At 66.5% G+C, this 2,677-nt stretch carries 1 protein-coding gene and 1 pseudogene (1 of these 2 cut by a window edge); both read right to left on the reverse strand.

Features of this window, described 5'->3' with window-relative positions:
* Positions 1-1,918 (reverse strand): annotated as a pseudogene (locus Q0326_RS08075) (2-oxoglutarate dehydrogenase E1 component) (it extends 1,037 nt beyond the left edge of the window).
* Between the two features lie 93 nt (positions 1,919-2,011).
* Positions 2,012-2,677, reverse strand: a 666-nt coding sequence (sucD, locus tag Q0326_RS08080) for a succinate--CoA ligase subunit alpha (protein WP_298688979.1), incomplete at its 5' end; no start/stop codon positions are given.

The following is a 2,677-nucleotide window of genomic DNA, read 5'->3' on the forward strand; positions in this document are numbered from 1 at the left end:
CGCCATAGCCCTCGGCGAGCAGAGCGCCGAACGCCAGCGCCTCGCCGGTCGCCCAGTCGAAACCCTCGCCGCTCGCGAACATCTGCTTCTTGGCCTCGAGGATGCGGAGCAGCGTCTTGTGCGCCGCAAAGCCCTCGGGCACCTCGGTCAGGATCGGCACGAGCTTGTCGACCTGATCCTGCGTCACCGCGGTCATGCCCGAGCGTGCGCCCTTTTCCTTGGCCTGCGTCATGCCCTTCCAGGCGCCCTCGAACCAGTCCGCCTTGTTGGGGCGATAGCTCTTGCCCGCCTCGAACTCGGCCTCGAGCTCGGTGACGTAGCGCGCCGCCTCGGCCTCAAGCCAGGCGTCGTCAATCACGCCCTCGGCCTTGAGCCGCTCGCCGTAAACCGCAGAAACCGGCGGGTGCTTGCGGATCTCGTCATACATCAGCGGCTGCGTGAAGCCGGGTTCGTCGCCCTCATTGTGGCCGAAGCGGCGATAGCACCACATGTCGATCACGACGTCGCGCTTGAAGGTCATGCGGAAGTCGATCGCGAGCTTGCACGCGAAGGTGACCGCTTCGGGATCGTCGCCGTTGACGTGCAGGATCGGCGCCGAGACCATCTTGGCGATGTCGGTCGAGTAAGGCGACGAGCGCGCGAACTGCGGCGAGGTGGTGAAGCCGATCTGGTTGTTGACGACGAAATGGATCGTGCCGCCGGTCGAATAGCCGCGCAGCCCCGAGAAGCCGAAACACTCCATGATGATGCCCTGGCCCGCGAACGCCGCGTCGCCGTGCATCAGGATCGGCAGCACCTTGCCGCGGTCATTGTCCTTGATCCGCGTCTGCTTGGCGCGCGCCTTGCCGAGCACGACCGGATCGACCGCCTCGAGATGCGAGGGGTTGGCGGCCAGCGACATGTGGACGCGCGCGCCCTCGAACTCGCGATCGGTCGAGGTGCCGAGATGATATTTGACGTCGCCCGATCCGGCGATGTCCTCGGGGTTGGCCGAGCCGCCGGCGAATTCGCTGAACACCGCGCGATAGGGCTTGCCCATCACGTTGACGAGCACGTTGAGGCGGCCGCGATGCGGCATGCCGAGCACGATCTCCTCGACGCCGGCGAGACCGCCATATTTGATCACCGCCTCGAGCGCGGGCAGCGCGCTCTCGCCGCCGTCGAGGCCGAAGCGCTTGGTGCCGACATATTTGCGGCCGAGGAATTTCTCATACTGCTCGCCCTGGATCACCTTGGCGAGGATCGACTTCTTGCCTTCCGGCGTGAACACGATCTCCTTGTCGTGGCCTTCCATGCGGTCCTGGAGGAACTTGCGCTCCTCGACATCGCCGATGTGCATATATTCGAGGCCGACATGGCCGCAGTAATTGCGCTTGAGGATCGCGACAATCTCGCGGACGCTGGCGCGTTCGAGCCCGAGCTGGCCGCCGAGGAAGATCGGGCGATCGAGATCGGCGTCGGTGAAGCCGTGATAATGCGGGCTGAGATCCGCGGGCAGATCGTTGCGGGCGAGGCCCAGCGGATCGAGGTCGGCGGCGAGATGGCCGCGCACCCGGTAGGTGCGGATCAACATCATCGCGCGGATCGAGTCGAGCGCGGCGGCCTCGACCGAAGCGGTGTCGACCGGCTGGGGCGCAGCGACCGCCACGGGCGCAGCGGGCTTGGCGCCGCCCTTGGCGGGCTTCGGCGCGGGTTCCATCTGGGTCGGGTCGAGCCCGGCCGTCAGCGCGTCGGTATCGGACAGCGGCCAGTTCGGCCGCGCCCAGCTCGGGCCCGACACGCCTTGCTCGACGCCCGCGAAATAATCGCCCCAGGTCGGATCGACCGCGGTCCGATCCTTCTGCCAGCGGCGATAGAGATCCTCCGCAAACGCCGGGCTTACCCCTGCGACGTCGAACTCTTGCCCTTCGAAACCCATGTCACCGTCCTTGGTAGTCCGGGCGTCTACGCGATTCGCCCGGACGTCCTTCTGTCAGCCGCGTCGGCCGCATGGTCGGCGCGTTGTAGTTAATCAGCCCTTAAGCAGCTGGGACAAAGTCGTCCCCAATTCGCTCGGGCTGGCCGCCACGCGGATACCCGCGCTTTCCATCGCCGCGATCTTGTCCTCGGCGCCGCCCTGGCCGCCCGACACGATCGCCCCGGCATGGCCCATGCGACGACCCGGCGGCGCAGTACGGCCCGCGATGAAGCCGACCATCGGCTTCTTGCGGCCGCGCTTGGCTTCGTCCTTGAGGAACTGCGCGGCTTCCTCTTCGGCCGAGCCACCGATCTCGCCGATCATGATGATCGACTTGGTGTCGTCGTCGGCCAGATAGAGCTCCAGCACGTCGATGAAATTGGTCCCGTTGACCGGATCGCCGCCGATGCCGACGGCCGAGGTCTGGCCGAGGCCCTCATTGGTGGTCTGAAACACGGCCTCATAGGTAAGCGTGCCCGAGCGCGAGACAACACCCACCGAGCCCTTGGAGAAGATCGAGCCCGGCATGATGCCGATCTTGCACTCGCCCGGCGTCATCACGCCCGGGCAGTTGGGCCCGATCAGCCGCGACTTGGAGCCGGTCAGCGCACGCTTGACCTTGACCATGTCGAGCACCGGAATGCCCTCGGTGATGCACACGATCAGCGGCACCTGCGCGTCGATCGCCTCGAGGATCGAGTCGGCGGCGAAGGGCGGCGG

Origin of the sequence: uncultured Sphingomonas sp. (assembly GCF_937859915.1) — a bacterium.
In the GTDB taxonomy this organism is placed as follows: Bacteria; Pseudomonadota; Alphaproteobacteria; order Sphingomonadales; family Sphingomonadaceae; genus Solisphingomonas.